This is a genomic window from Trichocoleus sp. DQ-A2 (genome assembly GCF_039961915.1).
Classification (GTDB): domain Bacteria; phylum Cyanobacteriota; class Cyanobacteriia; order Cyanobacteriales; family FACHB-T130; genus FACHB-T130.
In genome coordinates this window covers 31103-52119 of the sequence record NZ_JAMPKD010000024.1, presented here as the reverse complement: position 1 = coordinate 52119, position 21017 = coordinate 31103, and the positions used below count along the sequence as shown (strand labels likewise).

Sequence of the window (21017 nt, the reverse complement as noted above, 5' to 3'; positions counted from 1 at the left end):
ACGTACCCCACGCCATTCAGGGGAAAGTGCAAGAGCAGTAGGTACTACTAATCTGCATCGTTTTGAAGTTGGTGTTCTCACCCAAGCTCTACTAACACAACATCGGCATCTATCTACTCAAAAAACCGGTCAAAACTTATGGTTGACGTTACAGTAGCCATTCCCACCTTTAATAGTGAAAAGCGTTTACCCGAAGTTCTCGATCGACTCAGAGAGCAGATCAACACCGAACACTTTTCGTGGGAAATTATTGTTGTTGATAACAACAGCACCGACAAAACCGCAAAAATTGTTCAAGAATATCAAGCCAACTGGTCAGAAGTTGCTCCGCTACACTACACGTTGGAAGTTGAGCAAGGAGCTGCATTTGCTCGCCAACGGGCTGTTGAAGAAGCCAGAGGCACTTTAATTGGCTTTTTAGATGATGACAATCTGCCTGACTCTAACTGGGTTGCTGCTGCTTATGCCTTCGGTCAAGCGCATCCAGAAGCGGGTGCCTACGGTAGCCAAATCCAAGGAAATTTTGAAATCGAGCCACCTGAAAATTTTAAAAAAATTGCTTGTTTCTTGGCATTAGTGGATCGAGGTGCGGAAGCCAGCCTTTACGAACCACGCAAGAAGATCCTGCCTCCAGGGGCAGGATTAGTGGTTCGCAAGCAAGCTTGGCTTGCGAACGTGCCTAAGCGCCTCGTCCTCAATCACAAGGGGAGAGAAGCTAAGTTAGCCAGCGAAGATTTGGAAGCCACATTGCATATTCAGCGCGCGGGTTGGGAAATCTGGTACAATCCCGAAATGCGTGTTTACCATCAAATTCCCCGCTGGCGATTGGAAAAAGATTACCTAATTTCTCTCATCCGTTGCGTGGGTTTAAGTCGGTACCACATACGGATGCTCGGTCTGAAGAACTGGCAAAGACCTGTAGCTTTTCCAGCTTACCTGCTCAACGATCTCCGCAGACTAATGCTCCATCTGATTAAATATCGAGGAGATCAAAGAGATTTGATTGCGGCTTGCGAGCGGGAACTACTGTTATCTAGCTTGATTAGTCCCTTTTTCCTTTTCAAAAATAAATACTTAGAACTTGGACAAGCTAAAATATTTGGCTTGAGAGAAGACATTAATTCTTTACCGGGACTGGTAGATCGCAAAGTATCTACTGCCCCATAAGAAAGGTTGGTTAAATTTAAAATTGGACTGGAGACAACAATTAGCCGTGGGGGTTGACGCTAGCTCAATCCACGGCTACTCTGAAGGCAACTTCTGAACCCCAATCAGGGCTGGGCTTATAGATATGTCTAAGGTAGACTTTACTGTAGCAATTCGCACTTACAACGGGGAAAAGCTTCTACCAGCCGTTTTGGAGCGATTGCGATCGCAGGTAGGCACCGAGCAGATTTCTTGGGAAGTGGTTGTCGTCGATAACAATAGCACTGACAACACCGCCAAAATCATTCAAGAATATCAATCTAACTGGCCTCAAGCATATCCGCTCATGTATTACTTTGAGCCACAGCAAGGCGCAGTGTTTGCAAGATTACGCGCCATTAAGGAAGCAAGAGGTACTTTTATTGGTTTTTTGGATGATGATAATTTTCCGAACCCAAATTGGGTAGCAGCAGCCTACTCCTTCGGGAAATCTCATCCAAAAGCAGGTGCTTTTGGAGGTCAGATAAAAGGCGAATTTGAAGTTTATCCGCCAGAAAACTTTGAAAGAATTCAATCTTTTTTGGCACTGAAAGAAAGAGGTTCAAAACCTAATCTATACGACCCGGAGAATTTAAGCCTTCCTCCAGGAGCCGGATTAGTTGTCCAAAAGCAAGTGTGGCTAGACAACGTTCCCGCTCAACTTGTTCTTCAGGGACCAGTTGGGTCATCCTTGGCAGCCAAAGGAGAAGATTTTGAAGCGCTACTCTACATCGGACGCGCTGGTTGGGAAATTTGGTACAACCCCGAAATGTGTATTTATCATCAAATTCCCAAGTGGCGGCTAGAGAAAGATTACTTAATAACCCTGATTCGAGGGGTAGGCTTAAGTATTTGTCAGCTACGCATGATTAATGCTAATAATTGGCAAAAGCCAATTATTATTACCAGAATCCTTTTAGGAAACCTGCGTAGAGCCATTCTTCAACTAATTAAATATAGAGGTAAGTTAAAAACTGACCTGGTTGCTGCTTGCGAAATGGAATTTTTCTTGAGCAGTTTAGTGAGTCCATTTTATTTTTTGAAAAAAAGTATGCAAATGAAATTTCTAACGGGGAAAAATTAGTAAAAATACAAGAATTACAACTAAGTAGTTCGAGGAATTTTGTTAATTGATTTTATTAAGCTCATAACCGTTGACTTTTAATAAGGTTCAATTAATCAAACGAACGTCTATTGAACTAAACTTGACATAGACGTGCTAAGTTTCGCCTGGTTGAACTGGTTTTTTAAATGGTAGCTGCATCAACCATGTCAATTTTCAAGAAAAAAATCAAGGTTTTGCTCTATGGAAATGTACATGGAGCTTATCGTTGCGAAAATTTGCTCAAGTTTTTGTTGGATTCTGGATACTATGTTTCCTTCGTCTATCCAGATTTTTACCTCCGAGGAAGAGGAAGACAAACCTTTTTTACTCAATTTATTCGCAAAGTTTTCTCTAAATTTTATCTTATAGAGCTTTTTGTAAAAGCTGCTTTGGCAGACGTAATCTACGTATTGCCAATGAGCGCTAATTTTATTCAAAGTGCTTTGTGGGTGTCAAAAATCTTTAAAAATAAAGTGGTCATAGAACCATACATATCGATGTATGACACTTATGTAAGAAATAAAGATGACATCCAAGAAGGAAGTAAAGCAGCCAAAGAAATATTGAAGAAAGATATCCTAGCGTTTACAAAAACAGATTATATTATTCACCTGTCTGCTTATGAACTTGCTTACTGGGCAAAAGTTTTAGACGTTGAACTCGATACAAACAAAGTTTTTATTGCTCCTTTATTTACCGAATCTAGACTAAGCCTTAAAAGACAATTTATGGAGGATGGTATCCTAAATATCTGCTGGTGGGGAACAATTCTTCCTTTACACGGAGTAGATAATATATTACAAGCCATGAAAATTTTAAAGGAAAAAGAGATACCGTTTACTTGCAATTTATTTGGTGCTTATGGATCTGGATATGCAGAACGGTTTCATGCCTACGAAAAGAAAATCAAGGAAGAGGAACTAAGCGATCGCGTTTTTCTTAGAAAAGATTTAAAGTTTTCTGATGGATCTCTACCTAAATATTTAGTAGAAAATTGCGACCTAGCCCTAGGTGTATTTGGTAATAACGAAAGGGCGCGTAATAGTGCAACCCCCAATAAATTAGTCGAATCCCTTGCAATGGGAATACCAACCTTGAATATGAACTTTCCTGGTTTAAAAGAATTCTTCGACCCAGAAGTGGACTTTTGGACTTGCGAACCAACAGGTGAATCAATCGCCCAAACAATTCTTGCGATTGTCAATGGTACAACTCCTCCTGTGGATTGGGAACAGACTCGCATGAAAGCGTTGAATACTTTTAGCCTAACTCGATATCAGGAGGTTGTGACTAAAGTCTTAGATAAAGTTGAAGATGACTTGCAAAGAGAATAAGTGTCAAATATATTAAGTAGCTAGTACATAAAATTACTTAATATAGCTATGGGTGCGAAGCGGAAGATTGATTTATGAAGTTAAGTATTATTATTCCCTGTTTTAATGCAGCAGATACCCTTGCAATTCAACTTGAAGCATTGGCAAACCAAGACTACTTTAACTCATGGGAATTAATTATCTCCGATAACGGCTCCACTGACGATTCATTAGCAATTGTGGAACAATATAAAGAACGGTTACCCAATCTCCGCATCGTTGATTCATCTAAACAGCAAGGGCGTTCCTATGCACGGAATACTGCTGCAAAAGCGGCGACTGGCGACGCACTGGTGTTCTGCGATGCTGACGACGAAGTGGCTCCTGGATGGGTTGCTGCTATGGGGGAAGCGCTCTCGAAGTATGAATTTGTAGCAGGTCGCCTTGAATATCAAAAGCTTAACGAACCTTGGGTACAAAAAGTTTATACACTTAAGCAGCGAAATGAGCTTCTTGAATACAAATATCCTCCTTATCTGCCTTTTGCAGGTAGCTGCAATCTTGGTGTTAAACGCTCGCTGCACGAATCTATCGGCGGTTTTGATGAAAACATGATCCGGCTGCAAGATGTAGACTATTGTTGGCGGCTCCAACTTGCCGGGGTAAAACTTCACTTTGTAAAAGACGCAGTCGTTCATTACCGGCTCCGCAGCACTCTGAACGGTATGTACAAGCAGGCACGCCTGTGGGGAGAGTATGATGTTTTTCTATATAAAAAGTATCAACCCTTGGGTATGCCCCAGCTTTCATGGAAGACCAGTGGAAAAGCTTGGTTGCACTTGTTAAAGCGCCTTCCAAAAGAAGTATTCACTAAGGAAACCCGTAGTAAATGGGTAAAAGATTTGGCTTGGCGTATAGGACGTTTACAAGGTTGCGTTAAGTACCGAATTTTAGCCTTCTAAGAATTGCAATTATTGTCTGAGATACAGGACAGAATCTTAAATGTTTTCAAGAATTAGAGTTGGAACATTTCTAACCTTTTGGATACTTTACCTTTTCTCCAGTTTGTCTCTTTTTTTTACCGGAGTACTTGGAGTCAAGCGTTCCGACTTACTATTTCATTCAGATTATCATCGAGTTATTACTCAACTAACCACGTATAAAATTAATTTTTGGCGCACTCATACTCATCCTTTATTTATTCTTGTCTTTAATCCTCTAGGATTTTTACTCAAAAAAATAATTGGTTCTGGGGAAATTGTTGGCATACTATTTAGTACCTTTTTTGGAGCTGTTTGCGTTGTTTTAACCTTAGTTTTTTTCCAAAAACTGGGGTTTAAGCCTTTTCACGCCATTCTCTACTCGGCTATCTTAGGATTATCTACATCTCATATATTTTTCAGTTCGGTTCCCGATACGTTTATTTTCGCTGCCTGTAGTCTGATTATTATTTATTTGCTGGCAGTTGCTTACCCAGGCAGCTTAATCTACATGGTTCCAGCAACTATTTTTGCGCTCGGCATGGTAATAAGTAACGTAGTGCAGGGGATTATTGCCTATTTTTTCAGCATCTATCAGGGTAGCTTTAATAAAAAAGTTTTTACAAAACTGATTATTTTCATCGGGTTAGTTTTGTCTGGTGCTATTGCTTTGAACCTCTTGCAGAAGTTGATATATCCAAGTGTCGATCTATTTTTTATTCCAGGAAGTTATTACTCTAAAGAGGGAGATTATGTAAATTTGCCCGCTCAATCTAGCAGTATTTTTTCGAGAATCCTAAAATTGCTAGGATATATTTTTATATTCAATTTTATTGCCATTAAGCCGCATATATGGAGAACTATTGAAGATAACCCACCTTCTTGGGTAAAACTTAATTCTGCACCTGCACCTTGGGTGAACTTCGATCCTCCATCTATTACAGCACTTTACATACCAGGCATTATCGCTTTTTTGCTGTGGACAGTTTTACTCCTTTGGAGTCTTTATGCCTTTATTAAGTTTCGCGCCGATAAAATGCCGATAATGAGGAGTTTAATTTTTTGTATTTTATTTAATTTTTTACTACATAATATTTATGGAAAAGACTATGAGCTGTTCTTGTTTACTCCGAATTGGACTTTTTTAGTATTGAGTTGGGTGGCTCTTTCTCTAAAATTCTATAGTCATGCAGAAGGGATTAGCTCAAAAGTATTAAATGCCTTGTTATTACTGTTTGTAATCACCCAACTTTTAAACAATGCACAATTCGTTGACACGTTAGTTTCCTTGTATCAACAATCAAATTTAAGCTTGAACAAAGTATAACGAGTTTCGTAGTCAAGATAGGGCATGTTTAAGTATTGCGAATTTGCCGTAAGCTAGCTTGAACTGATTAAAGGAGTTGATAGGGCTAAAAAAGCGAACTAACAAAAATCTCAAATTCAAATCTAATCAAGGAGTATAGAAGAAGCATATGTATTTTTCGCTTATTTTAGTCAATTTACTGAACTATTGGCGAAGATTAAATCCTTTAACTCGAAACCTCTTGCTCTTTACGTTTGCTAATGTTGTCGTCGTTAATTTTATATTAATAACCCTGTTTTCTACAGAGTGGAAAGACCTAGGATTATCTAGAACTGAAATCTTCTTGCGGTACGGGCGAACCATCAATGATTCATGGGAACCCATGCTAGAAGCGTTCAACTATATTCAATCCGAGCATCAGCAATTATTATACTCTAAGGTTTTTTTTGAAGAACAAACAAAATTTCAGTATCCCCCTACCTCTCTGCTGGTCTTCTATTTTCTAAAAATAAATGTAGTTGAGGGATTTCTAAGAAATATTGGATTATCTATATTTAATACTTTAAAATTTATTTCATGGAATTTTATTATCCTAACGATTTTTTTTGTTATTCAAATATTTAATTTAAGTTTAAAAAAGCACAAATGGAAAGAAAACGGAGCAATACCGAGATTCGAGCGAATTGCTATCAATTTTTTCCTAGTTTGTTTAAGTTTGAGTTTTTACCCGGTAGTGAAAGCCTATACATTAGGGCAGATTCAGTGTTGGCTTAATGCTTTGTTTGCTGTGCTTTTTTGGTGTTGGATGACAGATAGGAAAAAAATCGCAGGCATTTTAGGAGGAATAATGTGCCTGATTAAGCCCCAGTATGCTCTGATTTTGATATGGGGAATTTTGCGTAAGCAATGGAGCTTTACTCTGGGATTTATCGCCACAAGCTCGCTTGGATTGATAGTTTCAATATCCTTAATTGGCTTTGCAGATCATGTTAACTACTTAAGCGTATTATCATTTATTTCCAAGCACGGCGAAACTTTTTTTACAAACCAATCAATTAATGGTGTTTTAAATAGATGGTTATTTAACGATCCCATTCTTAACTTTAATCATAATTCTTTCCCGCCCTATAACCCTTGGGTTTACTTGGGAACAGTACTAAGTTCAATCGCTTTAATTTCAGCAGCTCTATTCTTGCCAATGCTAACGAGTGAGAAAGGAAGTATCACGGATTTCTCTATTATTGCATTAACCTCCACAATTGCTTCTCCAATTGCTTGGGAACATCATTATGGGATTCTTTTGCCAATTTATGCTTTTTTACTTCCTTATTTATTAACCAAAAAAGTATTAGGAAAGTTTACGATTTATTTCCTGGCTATAAGTTATTTCTTAACCAGTAATTATTTTGCGATCGCTAAGGATTTAGCGTACAAAAAAATAGCTTTTCTCCCCCTAAACATTTTTCTGTCTTATTTACTGGCTGGCGGTTTAATGGTTTTAGTATGTCTATACATTTTAAGGGGTACGAAATATGAGATAAATGAGGGTAACGATAACCCTCAAAATAACGTAGCTATTGAGTAGTAACAATTAGTGGCGATTTGCTGCAAATAACCTTTGAAATTATCAGAGCTTACTTAAAATCCTGGTTATCAACGATTGTGCAACTTACCTGGGTATTTTTTTTGAATGCTCTTACGAAATTAGGGAGCTACGTGAGAAATTGCCTGCTTTGCCAAATCTTTATATAAAAGAATGCATATTTATGGAGTCTTGATAGTTTATTAACGATTTTTCGACTAAAATCATTACGGAATAAGCGATTAAATTTTTTCTTATTTAATCTCGGCTTAAACTGGTACATCTAGATAAAAAAGCTACTCTCTGTGAGAATTACGAAGTTATTGCATGAAAGCAGCGCTGCTTACTGGAGGACTTGGTACTTAGGAGAGTAAAGTGGGTATTGAGTCCTAAAGTCGGAAATCATTGACTACATACAGATGCATCCACAGATTGGGAATAAAAGTCATTTAAACCGTGGTGTTGTTGACTGTAGTATTTACTACAAGCTGGGTTACTTTAAAACGAAGTTTTGCAGTGAATCTGCCTAAAAAAATTATTTCTATCAGAAAAAAGGTTTAAAAGCAAATGAAAATTCCCGGATTTCCTAGTGATAAACAAAATTCAACTAAGCTAGCTGATAATTCTATAAAATTTCCTTATATTAAAGCTTTAAGACCACGCCAGTGGACAAAAAATCTGATTGTTTTTGCAGCGCCCTTGTTTGCTTTCAGTATTAATCTGGAATCTTTGCTAGGCTCTTTACTGGCGTTTGCTTTGTTCTGTTTGACTTCGAGTAGCTTCTATCTACTCAATGACATTGCAGATGTAGAAGCTGACCGTCTACATCCAGTCAAGAGTAAGCGACCCATTGCCGCAGGCTTAGTCAGCGTACCAGTGGCGATGGTAATGGCAGTCTGTTTGCTGGGTACTGGTTTAATTGTCGGCTGGTTGCGATCGCCCTACTTGGGAGCAACCATCACCGCATACGCACTGCTGCAAATTGCCTACAACCTGCGGCTGAAGCGGACTGTGATTTTGGATATTATTGCGATCGCAATGGGTTTTGTCTTGCGAGCCTATGCAGGTGCTGCTGCAACAAACATTGTTTTATCCCCCTGGTTTCTCCTGTGTACTGCTATGCTGGCTTTGTTTCTGGGTGTGGAAAAGCGCAAAGCAGAACTGCGGCTATTGTCAATTAGAGGTGGCAAGACCCGGTCTGTATTGAAGCGCTACTCGTTGCCTCTACTCAGCCGCATGGAAAATACAGTGACAACCGGCGCAGTCATGACCTACGCGATCTGGAGTTCCGGACCTCAAGTTCGTGGAGCATCAACACCTTGGATGTTACTTACATTACCCTTTGTTGTATACGGGGTTTTCCGCTATCAGCTACTGAGCGATCCGCAAGAAATCGCTCGGAGAAGCGATATCGATGACGAAGGAGGACAGACTGAGCGTCCGGAGGAAATTTTATTAAAAGACGTGCCGATTCTCCTGACGGTACTCTCTTGGATCGTTACCAGCTTTGTCATTCTATTCCTGAAACGTCAAGGGCTAATCGAGTAATTTTTGAGTTGTTAGTCTCTGAACTTGTTGTGGCTGAACTTGTTGTGGCTGTGAGTGAAATGACCAAATGTTAAACCGAGTGTCTCTGTTCTTTTCCCGCTCTGTTAAACAAAAATCTAAAAAACCGGCTGTCAACCAGGGGCCTTACAGTTTTCCGAGAGAGGCGTACAGCTTGGCAGCCATAGAGCTTGACTGGCTAAAGCTTTGCGGAATTCAAGGGATTATTATCGATTTAGACAACACCATTGTTTCTGAAGACGATCGCTACGTGTCTCCTGGTGCCGAAGCTTGGATCGAACAGGCAAAATTACAAGGATTTCAATTTTTCATTCTCTCGAATGGCAAGCGCCGGTATCGGGTAAAGGCTTGGTCCCATCGTCTAGAGATTCCAGCAATCAACCCAGCCAAGAAACCCTTTCCTTTTGCCTTCCGTAAAGCCATCAAATATATGCGGCTTAAACCAAAACAAGTTGTCGTTATTGGTGATAGCCGTCATACAGATGTGTTAGGGGCATGGCTAAGCGGCTGTGCGAGCATCCAAGTTGCCACGCTTCCTCATCCCTTTCGATGGTGGGAAAAACTCCTGGGAAAACGAGTCCAAACACCGTGGCCTAACGACCGCGAGCTTTGGGATTTTGATTCTTTTTATTAAGCGATGGCTTAAGCAAGCTGAATATCCAAGAAAGTGTCGTTGTTTATGTTAGCTAATCTTCTATTTCCTTTTTTAATCTTGCTGACCGTTGGCTTAAATACTCTCGCACAAACATTGTTAAAATTGGGAGCCGGTCAAAATCCCTTAAATCTTTACTTGCTGGGTGGGATTTTAGTTTATGGTCTCAGTACAGTTTTCTATATTTTAGTTTTGGGGAAGTTTAATTTATCAGTTGCTTATCCAGTGGTGATTGGCTTAACGGTGGTAGCAACGACGATTGCCGGAGCAGTTATTCTCAGGGAGAAAGTTTCTCCGGTTGATTGGGTGGGAGTGGGATTGATGCTCAGTGGAATTTGCGCGATCGCTTTTGGCAGATTGTCTTCAATAACATAGTTAGTATTCTATCGGCAACCTTCTAAGCTACTGCTCTAGCCTACAAGCTTGAATCGCAAAATTAGTCGATTTTGCGATTTTTTTGCTGTTTTTATGAGTTAAAAATTTAAAACTACTAGAGGCTCAACTTTTTAAAGTTTTAATAAAGACCCTCTATTTGTTTACTGTATCTTTACAGATATCTCAGTATTTTCCGCTTAGAATATTTAATTAGAGAAAATTGATTTTTTCGACTAAGAATACATTTCTATTATACATGAATCTATCTAAAGGTATAGATTCATTTTCATGAAAAAAGAGGCGATCGCATGAAAGCAGTGATACTGGCTGGAGGCCTTGGAACTCGACTCACGGAAGAAACCACAATCAAACCAAAGCCGATGGTGGAAATTGGTGGACGACCTGTGCTGTGGCATATTATGAAAATTTACGCAGCTTATGGAATCAACGATTTCATTATCTGCTGTGGTTATAAAGGCTACGTAATTAAGGAGTATTTTGCCAACTACTTCTTACATATGTCCGATGTCACGTTTGATATGCGGTTTAACCAAATGAATGTGCATTGTGGCTATGCCGAACCCTGGCGAGTCACGTTGGTAGATACCGGAGATCAAACGATGACCGGAGGACGCTTAAAGCGAGTTAGAGAGCATATTGGGAATCAAACCTTTTGCTTTACTTATGGAGATGGCGTAGCGAATGTCAATATTCAAGAGCTAATAGACTTTCATCGAGAGCAAAAGTGTTTGGCAACCTTGACTGCAACTCAGCCACCGGGACGTTTTGGAGCGATTTCTTTAGAACCCGATCAACATAAAATTACCACTTTTCGGGAGAAGCCTGAAGGGGATGGTGCTTGGATTAATGGGGGTTACTTTGTTCTAGAGCCGGAAGTCATTGATTATATTGAAGATGACTCCACAATTTGGGAGCAAGAACCCCTGAAAAAATTATCTCAAGATGGACATCTGGCTGCTTACAGACATCCTGGTTTTTGGCAACCAATGGATACTTTACGAGATAAGAACTACCTAGAAGAACTTTGGAAGAGTGGGAATGCTCCTTGGAAAGTTTGGTAACAAATTTTTAGGATAAACACTCATCCATTTCAGTTGCAGGGGCAAGAACTCTTATGTATGATTTTGCAATTATTGGCGGCGGGATTGTTGGACTTTCTACAGCAATGGCTTTGGGCAAACGCTATCCCTCTGCCCGTATAGTGGTGCTGGAAAAAGAGAGCCAGTGGGCTTATCACCAAACTGGCAATAATAGTGGCGTGATTCACGCTGGCATTTATTACAAACCAGGAAGTTTCAAAGCTAAATTTTGCCGAGAAGGAAGCCGCTCAATGGTAGAATTCTGCCGAGAGCATGGCATTGCACACGAAGTCTGCGGCAAAGTAATTGTGGCAACGGAGGAAAAAGAGCTGCCACGATTAGAAAGCCTCTATCAACGCGGCTTGGAAAATGGGTTAAAAATTAGCAAGATTAGTGCAGAGGAAGTCAAAGAAATTGAACCTCATGTCGCCTGTATCGCGGGTATTCGGGTGTACGCAACCGGGATTGCCGATTACAAGCAGGTGGCTCGGAAATATGCTGAGCTAGTTGAAGCCCAAGGTGGAGAACTTCGCCTCAATACCAAAGTTGAGAAAATTGTTGGAACGGGGGAGAATCAGGTACTTGAGACAAATAACGGCACGTTTGAAACGCGCTTTGTCATCAATTGTGCCGGACTGCATAGCGATCGCGTTGCCAAATTAGGAAACGTCGATCCACAAGCGAAAATCGTCCCTTTCCGGGGAGAATACTACGAACTCACGCCAGAAAAACGCTATCTCGTCAAAACCCTGATTTATCCGGTTCCTAACCCAGATTTTCCTTTCCTGGGCGTTCACTTCACCCGGATGATTGATGGAAGCGTCCACGCAGGACCCAATGCCGTTCTCAGCCTCAAGCGTGAAGGCTACAAAAAGACAGACTTTAATCTGCGAGATTTTGCTGAAGTGATGACCTATCCCGGTTTTTGGAAACTAGCGGCAAAACACGCCGACGAAGGCATTCAGGAAATCATTCGCTCCTTCAGTAAAGCCGCCTTTGTGCGGAGCTTGCAAAGACTGATTCCGGAAGTGCAGTCAGATGACCTAATTCCCACCCACGCCGGGGTTCGCGCTCAAGCTTTGATGAACGATGGCAAGTTAGTGGACGACTTTTTAATTGTCAAAGGCGATCGCTCCGTCCACGTTTGCAATGCGCCTTCCCCCGCGGCTACCTCTTCCCTGGAAATTGGCAAAGCAATCGTAGAGCAAATTCCGGAACCCCAACCCCTACAAACAACTGTTAGCGTTTAGGAATTGAACGAATGAAAGTATTAGTAACCGGAACAGAAGGCTATCTTGGCTCGTTACTCGCCCCCCTTTTGATGAAACGCGGACACGAAACGATCGGGGTAGACACCGGCTTCTACAAAGTAGGTTGGCTGTATAACGCCACCGATTTAACTGCCAAAACCCTCAACAAAGATTTGCGGCACATCACACCAGAAGACTTAGAGGGGGTCGAGGCAATTGTTCACATGGCAGAACTTTCCAACGATCCCGCCGGACAACTCTCACCCAATATCACCTACGACATTAACCATAAAGGTTCAGTTCGCCTTGCCAATCTAGCGAAGGCAGCGGGTGTGCGGCGCTTCGTTTATATGTCTTCTTGCAGCGTCTACGGCGTCGCCACAAAAGATGATGTGACGGAAGAATCTCCCGTCAACCCCCAAACTGCTTATGCAGAATGTAAAACCTTCGTAGAAAGAGATGTCAAGCCACTCGCCGATGACGATTTTTCTCCGACCTTTCTGCGAAATGCCACTGCTTTTGGGGCATCTCCCAGAATGCGGTTTGATATTGTTTTAAACAACTTGGCGGGCTTAGCTTGGACAACGAAAGAAATCAAAATGACCAGCGACGGAACTCCCTGGCGTCCGTTGGTTCACGCCCTTGATATCTGTAAGGCAATTATCTGCACCTTAGAAGCGCCCCGTGACATCGTTCACAACCAAATTTTCAACGTCGGAGACACCGCTCATAACTATCGAGTGAAAGAAATTGCGGAAATTATTGCCTCAGTCTTCCAAGGATGCCAGTTAACTTTTGGAGAAAACGGTTCGGACAACCGCAGCTATCGAGTTTCTTTCGAGAAAATTAACAAAACCCTACCGGGATTTAAGTGTGAATGGGATGCCCGACGGGGTGCCCAGCAGTTATTCGATTTGTTCAAGCAAATTGATATGACTGAAGATATCTTCTTGTTCCGAGGTTTCACTCGCTTGAAGCAGCTAGAGTACCTAATTCGCACCCAACAAATTGATCGAGATTTTTTCTGGAGTAAGGAGTTATTAAATCATGGCGATCGCTAAGTGTCGTTTTTGCAGCAAATCCCTTGAGCACACCTTTGCCGATCTAGGGATGTCACCCATTGCCAATGACTACCTAACACCAGAACAGCTGCGTCGGGCAGAAAAAAGTTACCCACTTCATGCCTATGTTTGCGAAAGTTGCCTTTTGGTGCAGCTAGAAGAGTTTGAATCTCCCGATCATATCTTTGGGGATGGAGACTACGCTTACTTTTCTTCTTACTCAGACAGTTGGTTGCGTCATGCCAAAGCTTACACGGACTTGATGGTAGAAAGGTTTGGGTTTGACAAAAATCATCAAGTCATTGAAATTGCTAGTAATGACGGCTACCTGTTGCAGTATTTCCATGAAAAGGGAATCCCGGTTTTAGGAATCGAACCAGCGGCAAATGTAGCAAAAGTCGCAGAGGAAAAAGGAATTCCCAGCTTAGTCAAGTTCTTTGGGGTGGAAACAGCTAAGGAACTGGCAGCAGAGGGGAAGCAAGCCAATCTGTTGTTGGGCAACAACGTCCTCGCCCACGTTCCGGATGTGAATGATTTTGTAGCGGGAATGAAGATAGCCTTGAAGCCAGATGGCATCTTGACAATGGAATTTCCCCATTTGTTACAGCTGATGCAGCAAAATCAGTTTGACACAATTTATCATGAGCATTTTTCCTACTTCTCCTTCTTAACCGTCGAAAAAATCTTTGCAGCTCACGGTTTGACCTTATTTGATGTCGAAGAAATCCCGACTCACGGCGGTTCGCTGCGAATTTACGGCAAGCATGACAATGCGGCTGAGCCAGCCATGAGCGATCGCGTCAATCAATTAAAATCCAAGGAAACCCAGGCAGGCTTAGATAAGATAGACACCTATCTGACCTTTGGAGAAAAAGTCAAAGAAACCAAGCGCAAGCTACTGACTTTTTTGATTGAAGCGAAACAACAGGGGAAAGCGATCGCAGGGTATGGTGCCCCAGCCAAAGGCAATACCCTCCTAAATTATTGTGGAGTTCGCACAGACTTTGTTGATTTTACGGTAGATCGCAGCCCTCACAAGCAAGGAACCTTTCTACCCGGCACTCATATCCCCGTCCTCAACCCCGACGAAATCCGCGAAAGACAGCCTGACTACCTGCTAATTTTGCCTTGGAACCTCAAAGAGGAAATTATGCAGCAGATGGCATTTATTCGAGAGTGGGGAGGCAAATTTGTAGTCCCAATTCCAGAAGTGCAAGTTTACCTATGATATTCACCGAAACCAAACTCAAGGGTGCCTTTATTATTGACATAGAGCAACGAGAAGATAATCGAGGATTATTTGCTCGGACTTTTTGTGCCAATGAATTTGCAGATCGTGGATTAAAGCCAAACGTTGCCCAATGCAACCTATCCGTGAACTACAAAAAAGGGACGTTGCGGGGTATGCATTATCAAGCAGCCCCCGCCAGCGAAACAAAATTAGTTCGCTGTACCCGTGGTGCCATATACGATGCAATCGTCGATATGCGTCCAGAATCGCCCACGTATTTGTGTCATGTTGGCATCGAACTAACCGCTGAAAACCGGCGTGCCCTGTATATTCCTGAAATGTTTGCCCACGGTTTCCAAACCCTAACCGATGACGCCGAAGTGGTATATCAGATGAGCGAGTTTTATACACCAGGGTATGAGCGCGGGCTGCACTATGACGACCCCATCCTGGGGATTGAATGGCCCTTACCCGTCAGTGAAATTTCCGAAAAAGATTTATCCTGGCCTTTGTTCAGCTCTTATGTTCTTGTCGGGGCATAATTTTTTTCTAACTATTGAGCGAGTTGTTCGATACAGAACTACCCGCTCAATGTTTGGATAATGTAGAGTGAATTGAGCGCTACAACCCTTAAGGAAATAGCAAAGTGAACACAATCTTTTTCGATTCTGATGTTAACGATGAGGTGAGGCGAAAACATCTTTTCAACGGACAGATTTTTGTCTTCTCACCCCGTCCAAGTGCGATCGCGCTGTGCGAATTAGCTCGCGAACTTACCCAAGAAGCGTTTGGTTCTCTAGATCCACGAGAAGCACAATTTAGCCTCCCCGTCGAAAAGTTTGTGGAGATTGTCGCTCCGCTCAAGCCCAGATTTATCCATCACCCCAAGTCAAAGCAGCTGATTCGGGAACTGCTAGAGGATCTTGGCTGCGAAATGAACAAAACCTATTTCGACGTTCCGCGCATGAGGGTTGTGTGTGATGGCACCTACCTCAACGCAGGGGTTGCTTATCCGCTGCACCCGCATCGTGACACCTGGTACGCCGCTCCCCTCTGCCAGATGAACTGGTGGCTTCCCATCTACGACTATGAATCCGAGAGTTCGATGGCATTTCAGCCCCGCTACTGGAGCCAGCCAGTAAAAAATGGCTCTAGCGAGTACAACCACTATGAGTGGAACCGGGAGGGGCGGAAAAACGCCGCCCAGCATATCAAGAAAGATACCCGGAAGCAACCCCGCCCATTAGAACACGTCGATCTCGATCCGCAGATCCGAGTCGTTACCAAACCAGGCGGAATCATCCTCTTCTCTGGCGCACAGCTGCATTGGACAGTGCCCAACACCTCCGGACGCACGCGCTTTAGCATCGACTTCAGAACTGTACACCTCGACGATGTTATCGCTAAGGGCGGCGCACCGAATCTCGACTCCGCGCCTCAGGGCACTACGCTCAGAGAACTCATGCGGGGTAGCGATCTCACTCGCATTCCTGATGACATCATTGCGCTCTACGAAAACGAGCCACCACCCAGTGAGGAGGGGCTTGTGTTCCAACCTCCGGCGGAAGTCCTAAACTCTGTTCGTTAGAAGTTAACGAGCATTCAGCAAACACTTCCAGCTCCAGATGATGCCCTCTTCGGTTTAGGATCTCCCCCAATCCCTTTTTAAAAGGCAATTGGGGGGATCTCCGAGAGCTGAAATGACCGACTCAGATGTATTGCCATCTGATGCAGCAACTAACAATCCTGTAAAGGTCGCTAAAATCAGTGCTAACTTTACGGGTGCTGAAGCTAGTATTAAGGACGTTCGAGTTGCCCTTGATTTTTTGCAAAAGAGGCTTAAAGTTGTGAACCTCACCGATCTGAAGAGAGTTCTTAACCCTAATGAGATTGGCAACGAGATGTACCAGGTGATCTCAAAGCTATATCCGATTTGCCGCAGTATTACGGGAAATGGCTTTCGAGAAACTCTCAAAATTATTCAAGAACTCATTCCCTTAGAAATTCACGAGGTACCGACGGGAACAGAAGTGTTTGACTGGACGGTTCCGAAAGAGTGGAATATTAAAGATGCCTACATCAAAAATTCTCAGGGTGAGCGAGTCGTAGACTTCCAAAAATCTAACTTGCACGTTGTCAATTACAGCGTGCCGGTTCGGAAAAAAATGCCCTTGCAGGAACTGAAAGAACACCTGTTTACCCTACCAGATACTCCTGAGTGGATTCCTTATCGGACTTCTTATTATAAAGAAACTTGGGGCTTTTGTTTGAGCCACAAGGAATTTTTAGAACTAAAAGATGAAGAGTATGAAGTCTGCATTGATTCATCTTTAGAACCGGGAAGCCTGACTTATGGCGAGTATTACATTAAAGGAGAAAGCCCAGACGAAGTTTTAATCTCCTGCCATGCTTGTCATCCATCTCTGTGTGATGATAATCTATCGGGCATCGCTCTAAGTGCCTATTTAGCAAAACATCTCAGCTCGATTTCTCTGAGAAACTCTTACCGATTTCTATTTATTCCAGGAACGATTGGTTCCATTACTTGGCTGTGTTTAAATGAAGCCCAAGCCCAAAAAATTAAACACGGATTGGTCGTAACGTGTGTGGGAGATCCAGGCAAAGTTACTTATAAGAGAAGCCGCCAAGGCGATGCCCAAATCGATAGAGCCAGCCTTCACGTTTTAAAGCATTCGGGGCAAGAGCATGAGATTATAGATTTCTTCCCCTATGGCTACGATGAGCGGCAGTATTGTTCGCCGGGGTTCAATCTGGCTGTGGGTTGTTTTATGCGATCGCAGCACGGTGAGTTTCCCGAATACCACACATCGGCAGATAATCTAGATTTTGTACAACCGCAATATCTGGCTGACTCATTCTCTAAATGTTTGTCAATTTTCCACGTTTTGGAAGGCAATGGGACTTACTTAAATCAAAATCCTAAATGCGAGCCGAGACTGGGAAAAAGGGGTCTATATAAAGGAATTGGCGGGCAGAAAGAGGGGGCACTGAATGAAATGGCAATTTTGTGGGTTTTGAATTTAGCCGATGGCAATCATACCTTGCTAGACATAGCAGACAGGTCGGGTTTAGCATTTGATGAGATTAAAAGAGCAGCAGATGCTTTACTAGAACATGATTTATTGAAAGAGTGTTTGAAATCAGCAGCCGTCGGCTGAGATTAATCTAAATCCTTGCATCCAAAATTGAATGTCAACCTTAAAAGACAAAATTGCAGTTGTAACGGGAGCGAGTAGCGGAATTGGCAAAGCGATCGCTCTCGGTTTGGCAGAGCAAGGAGTAACGCTTTGCCTAGTGGGACGTAATTTAGAAGCTCTAGAGGCAGTTGCCGAAACTGCCAGAGCAACTGCATCCAAAGTTCTGCTTTATCAAGTTGATCTGACGCTAGACGAAGACATTCAGCAGCTAAAAACTCGGCTTGAGCAAGATGTAGGAGATGTTGATCTGCTTGTTCATAGTGCTGGTGTCATCACTTTAGGACACATGAAAACCGCCTCCCTGGAAGACTTTGACTGGCAGTACCGCGTCAATGTTCGCGCTCCTTATGCGCTGACACAAGCTTTGCTCAGTGCGATCGCACTTCGTCAGGGTCAGATCGCGTTCATCAACTCGACCGTGGGTTTGAATGCGAGAGGCGGTGTGGGACAATATGCTGCAACCAAGCACGCACTGAAGGCGATCGCTGACAGTCTGCGAGAAGAAGTCAACGCAGATGGCGTGCGCGTTCTCAGCATCTACCCCGGACGCACCGCTAGTCCCATGCAAGCATCGGTTCAAGAGATAGAGGGTCGAGAATACCAGCCAGATCGCTTGCTGCAACCAGAAGATGTAGCCGCCGTGGTACTCAATGCCCTCAGTTTGCCCCGCACCGCCGAAGTAACTGACATCAACATTCGACCTTTGAGAAAAGCTTAAATTTCCTTGAGGTTCATAGAATCAAAGACACATTTGGGTAATAACCAAAGGCTTAATAGGCGTCATAATCCTCAACTTTATGTTTTCACGAGCTGAGATATCATTTGTCTGACCTTATCTTCAGAACTTTTTATAGCATTTATAGGAGTTAAATCAGGTTTTCTATGAAAAATTACTTGATTTTCATTCTTTTAATCTTAGGGGCAGTTGGGCTAAATAGCCTTGCTGATAAATACTTAAAAAAGCAATGGAATTTATGGTTAGGCTATGGATTCCCTGTCTTACTTATGATGCTATTTTTATGGAATATTTCTAATCCACCTGCACAAAATTTATTTGCTGACTTTGACAAAGCTTATTACCCAGCGGGTCGTCTTGTACTAGAAAATCCCCCAGATTTATACCTACCAGATAAAAATTGCTTAGGACAACCTGATTGTCCGGCTGGGACTTTTGTAAATATTCCAATAATTGCCTATTTATTTACTCCTTTTTCATTGTTAAGTAAGCAAAATGCCCACATTTTGCTGATGTTTTTAAGTGGCATTGCGATTCTCTTCACTTACTATTTACTAATCAAGCTAGGCGAACTAACAACCGAAAAACAAAAAATCGCCCTACTCGGACTATTTGCGATCAATGGTCCTCTTTATTACAATTTGCGAGAAGGAAATTCGACTCATTTTGTCTTGTTGTTGCTAATCGCAGCTTTTTTTTGCATCCAGGCTAAACGCGAAATTTGGACGGGTGCGCTCTTAGCGATCGCTGCTTTGATTAAAATTCCCTTGTTCCTTTTTGGTGTTTACTTTGTAATGAGAAGTCGATGGCGAGTAGTGGCGGGGTTTAGTGCAGCGCTACTGGCAATTGTCGGAGCATCAATCCTTTTGTTCGGTTTCGATTTACATCAGACTTGGTTTGAGATGTGCATTCAGCCTTACGCTGGAAAGCCAATCGCCGCCTACAACAGTCAGTCACTTGATAGCTTCTTAGCTCGTTTGCTAACTGACGGTGGTCTTACTAAGTGGCTGCCTCTAGAGGTAGGATTGGGGTTCAAACTGGTGCGGTACGCATTGCTCTCACTGCTGTTTGGTGCGACTATTTGGATTTGCTGGCGCTCAAAAAAACCTGTCACATTAGAAGAAGAAAATTTAGAGCTTTCTGTTGTCCTTTGTTTAGCACTGCTTACAAGTCCTATCTCTTGGACTCACTACTATCTCTTGTTGCTACTACCTTTATCTCTCTATCTAGGCAACAAATTAGCAGTCCCTAATAAACAGCTTTGGTCTAGCCTAATAATATTAGGCATTTTATTGATATCGTTGCCTGTTACCTATACTCTGGCTTACTTCAAACCAGGAAATGCTCAATTTCTGAGTTATTTAGTATCCAGGGTGTTTATCTCTCATTACTTCTTCGGCGGCATCTTACTACTGGGAGTCTTGTTGGCTGCTCGATGGCAGAATTCAAAACGCTTTCAGCAATCTCAAAGTAGTCTTGGTTCTCTGTAACCCTGCTTTGTGACCATGCTTTATGGCATTAATTCTTAAGGTGTCAGTATGATTGTTTTTGTTATACCGCTCAGAAGTCAGCAATCTTCAAATTCTTGGGAGCGCGTTTTTAAGTTATTTGAAAGATGTATCAAGTCAATCTGCAATCAAACTTCACCAGATTTTAGGGTGATTTTTGTTAGTCACAAAAACCAAAATATTGAGTTGAATCATCCTCACATTACCTACATTGAAGTAGATTTACTACCGCCAGGTCCAGCTTTAAAAACTGCGGCTATGGAGAAATAGACAGCTCCTGATTTGGCTGATAAGTGTTTAGACAAGTTGCAAAAAATGATGGCAGGTTTCATCTATGCTCAACAGCTAAAACCCTCTCATATAATGCTGTTGATGCCGATGACTGTGTAAGTAAGCATTTGGCAGAATTTGTCAATCAGCATCCTCAATCTAATGGATGGTTTGTAGATAAGGGCTATGTATATCAGGAGGGTAGCCAACTCATATATTACAAAAAATATGCTTTCAATAGATCGTGTGGAAGCTGCCGAATTGTCCGGTACGATTTGTATAATTTGCCTGAAAAGATGGAAGATGCCAAGCTAACTTCTCTTATTCGCCTTGATTCTCATAAATTAACCGAGATCAAGCAGGGAGAAAGACTTAAGCAATTACCCTTTGAAGGTGCTGTTTATATTATCGGAAATGGAGAAAATATTTATCAGACAGGTTTCGACACCTTCTTTGGTGCTAAGGCGGGAATCACGTTAAGCCTTCGCTCTTGGATAAGAGAAGCCTTCAATTATCGATTTATAACGAAATCAATTCGTAGCGAATTTGGCTTATATAAACTGAACTAGCAATTCTAAA

General features: G+C 42.2%; 19 protein-coding genes. All 19 read left to right on the top strand.

The window, feature by feature from the left end; genetic code table 11:
* Positions 1-138 precede the first annotated feature (138 nt).
* The 19 genes from hpsE (NC997_RS21290) to NC997_RS21200 all read left to right on the top strand — a co-directional run bounded on the left by hpsE (NC997_RS21290) (position 139) and on the right by NC997_RS21200 (position 21007).
* Positions 139-1167, top strand: a complete 1029-nt coding sequence (gene hpsE, locus NC997_RS21290; RefSeq protein WP_190412193.1) for a hormogonium polysaccharide biosynthesis glycosyltransferase HpsE — start codon at positions 139-141, stop codon at positions 1165-1167.
* A gap of 124 nt (positions 1168-1291) precedes the next feature.
* The gene (hpsE, locus tag NC997_RS21285; RefSeq protein WP_190524877.1) at positions 1292-2269 is read left to right on the top strand and encodes a hormogonium polysaccharide biosynthesis glycosyltransferase HpsE; all 978 of its coding nucleotides are present in this window, start codon (positions 1292-1294) and stop codon (positions 2267-2269) included.
* A gap of 167 nt (positions 2270-2436) precedes the next feature.
* Positions 2437-3624: a glycosyltransferase gene (locus NC997_RS21280; protein ID WP_199306032.1), complete on the top strand. Its 1188-nt coding sequence runs from the start codon at positions 2437-2439 to the stop codon at positions 3622-3624.
* A gap of 74 nt (positions 3625-3698) precedes the next feature.
* Complete coding sequence (locus NC997_RS21275; protein WP_190524875.1) at positions 3699-4565, top strand: glycosyltransferase family A protein; 867 nt, start codon at positions 3699-3701, stop codon at positions 4563-4565.
* 40 nt (positions 4566-4605) lie between these two features.
* Entirely contained in the window at positions 4606-5910 is a 1305-nt protein-coding gene (locus NC997_RS21270) for a hypothetical protein (RefSeq protein ID WP_190524873.1), read from the top strand.
* Between the two features lie 361 nt (positions 5911-6271).
* Entirely contained in the window at positions 6272-7474 is a 1203-nt protein-coding gene (locus NC997_RS21265; RefSeq protein WP_190524871.1) for a glycosyltransferase family 87 protein, read from the top strand.
* Positions 7475-8038: 564 nt separating this feature from the next.
* On the top strand, positions 8039-9019 hold the full coding sequence (locus NC997_RS21260; RefSeq protein ID WP_190524869.1) for a decaprenyl-phosphate phosphoribosyltransferase: 981 nt from the start codon (positions 8039-8041) through the stop codon (positions 9017-9019).
* A 67-nt stretch (positions 9020-9086) separates the two neighbouring features.
* Positions 9087-9671, top strand: a complete 585-nt coding sequence (locus tag NC997_RS21255; RefSeq protein WP_190412200.1) for a YqeG family HAD IIIA-type phosphatase — start codon at positions 9087-9089, stop codon at positions 9669-9671.
* A gap of 45 nt (positions 9672-9716) precedes the next feature.
* Complete coding sequence (locus NC997_RS21250) at positions 9717-10064, top strand: SMR family transporter (RefSeq protein WP_190524867.1); 348 nt, start codon at positions 9717-9719, stop codon at positions 10062-10064.
* A gap of 308 nt (positions 10065-10372) precedes the next feature.
* On the top strand, positions 10373-11146 hold the full coding sequence (gene rfbF / locus NC997_RS21245; RefSeq protein ID WP_190412202.1) for a glucose-1-phosphate cytidylyltransferase: 774 nt from the start codon (positions 10373-10375) through the stop codon (positions 11144-11146).
* A gap of 53 nt (positions 11147-11199) precedes the next feature.
* A complete protein-coding gene (gene lhgO, locus NC997_RS21240; RefSeq protein WP_190524865.1) occupies positions 11200-12414 on the top strand; it encodes an L-2-hydroxyglutarate oxidase in 1215 nt (404 codons plus the stop codon).
* 11 nt (positions 12415-12425) lie between these two features.
* Entirely contained in the window at positions 12426-13475 is a 1050-nt protein-coding gene (locus NC997_RS21235) for an SDR family oxidoreductase (RefSeq protein ID WP_190524863.1), read from the top strand.
* Positions 13462-14703 (top strand): class I SAM-dependent methyltransferase, encoded by a 1242-nt coding sequence (locus NC997_RS21230; RefSeq protein WP_190524861.1) that lies wholly within the window; start codon positions 13462-13464, stop codon positions 14701-14703. Before NC997_RS21235 ends, NC997_RS21230 begins: the two co-directional genes overlap by 14 nt.
* On the top strand, positions 14700-15248 hold the full coding sequence (rfbC, locus tag NC997_RS21225) for a dTDP-4-dehydrorhamnose 3,5-epimerase (RefSeq protein ID WP_190412206.1): 549 nt from the start codon (positions 14700-14702) through the stop codon (positions 15246-15248). Before NC997_RS21230 ends, rfbC begins: the two co-directional genes overlap by 4 nt.
* A 104-nt stretch (positions 15249-15352) precedes the next feature.
* Positions 15353-16294 carry a hypothetical protein gene (locus NC997_RS21220; protein WP_190524859.1) on the top strand — a complete coding sequence of 314 codons (942 nt, stop codon included), beginning with the start codon at positions 15353-15355 and terminating at the stop codon, positions 16292-16294.
* A gap of 313 nt (positions 16295-16607) precedes the next feature.
* Complete coding sequence (locus NC997_RS21215; protein WP_190524947.1) at positions 16608-17885, top strand: DUF4910 domain-containing protein; 1278 nt, start codon at positions 16608-16610, stop codon at positions 17883-17885.
* 31 nt (positions 17886-17916) lie between these two features.
* A complete protein-coding gene (locus tag NC997_RS21210; RefSeq protein WP_190524857.1) occupies positions 17917-18642 on the top strand; it encodes an SDR family oxidoreductase in 726 nt (241 codons plus the stop codon).
* Between the two features lie 164 nt (positions 18643-18806).
* Positions 18807-20150: a glycosyltransferase family 87 protein gene (locus NC997_RS21205; protein WP_190524855.1), complete on the top strand. Its 1344-nt coding sequence runs from the start codon at positions 18807-18809 to the stop codon at positions 20148-20150.
* 311 nt (positions 20151-20461) lie between these two features.
* A complete protein-coding gene (locus NC997_RS21200; protein WP_199306031.1) occupies positions 20462-21007 on the top strand; it encodes a hypothetical protein in 546 nt (181 codons plus the stop codon).
* Positions 21008-21017 lie beyond the last annotated feature (10 nt).

Excerpts from the sequence above, each read along its gene's own strand:
- hpsE (WP_190412193.1), top strand. The coding sequence starts at position 139 with ATGGTTGACGTTACAGTAGCCATTCCCACCTTTAATAGTGAAAAGCGT.
- hpsE (WP_190524877.1), top strand. The coding sequence starts at position 1,292 with ATGTCTAAGGTAGACTTTACTGTAGCAATTCGCACTTACAACGGGGAA.
- NC997_RS21280 (WP_199306032.1), top strand. The coding sequence starts at position 2,437 with ATGGTAGCTGCATCAACCATGTCAATTTTCAAGAAAAAAATCAAGGTT.
- NC997_RS21275 (WP_190524875.1), top strand. The coding sequence starts at position 3,699 with ATGAAGTTAAGTATTATTATTCCCTGTTTTAATGCAGCAGATACCCTT.
- NC997_RS21270 (WP_190524873.1), top strand. The coding sequence starts at position 4,606 with ATGTTTTCAAGAATTAGAGTTGGAACATTTCTAACCTTTTGGATACTT.
- NC997_RS21265 (WP_190524871.1), top strand. The coding sequence starts at position 6,272 with ATGCTAGAAGCGTTCAACTATATTCAATCCGAGCATCAGCAATTATTA.
- NC997_RS21260 (WP_190524869.1), top strand. The coding sequence starts at position 8,039 with ATGAAAATTCCCGGATTTCCTAGTGATAAACAAAATTCAACTAAGCTA.
- NC997_RS21255 (WP_190412200.1), top strand. The coding sequence starts at position 9,087 with ATGTTAAACCGAGTGTCTCTGTTCTTTTCCCGCTCTGTTAAACAAAAA.
- NC997_RS21250 (WP_190524867.1), top strand. The coding sequence starts at position 9,717 with ATGTTAGCTAATCTTCTATTTCCTTTTTTAATCTTGCTGACCGTTGGC.
- rfbF (WP_190412202.1), top strand. The coding sequence starts at position 10,373 with ATGAAAGCAGTGATACTGGCTGGAGGCCTTGGAACTCGACTCACGGAA.
- lhgO (WP_190524865.1), top strand. The coding sequence starts at position 11,200 with ATGTATGATTTTGCAATTATTGGCGGCGGGATTGTTGGACTTTCTACA.
- NC997_RS21235 (WP_190524863.1), top strand. The coding sequence starts at position 12,426 with ATGAAAGTATTAGTAACCGGAACAGAAGGCTATCTTGGCTCGTTACTC.
- NC997_RS21230 (WP_190524861.1), top strand. The coding sequence starts at position 13,462 with ATGGCGATCGCTAAGTGTCGTTTTTGCAGCAAATCCCTTGAGCACACC.
- rfbC (WP_190412206.1), top strand. The coding sequence starts at position 14,700 with ATGATATTCACCGAAACCAAACTCAAGGGTGCCTTTATTATTGACATA.
- NC997_RS21215 (WP_190524947.1), top strand. The coding sequence starts at position 16,608 with ATGTACCAGGTGATCTCAAAGCTATATCCGATTTGCCGCAGTATTACG.
- NC997_RS21210 (WP_190524857.1), top strand. The coding sequence starts at position 17,917 with ATGTCAACCTTAAAAGACAAAATTGCAGTTGTAACGGGAGCGAGTAGC.
- NC997_RS21205 (WP_190524855.1), top strand. The coding sequence starts at position 18,807 with ATGAAAAATTACTTGATTTTCATTCTTTTAATCTTAGGGGCAGTTGGG.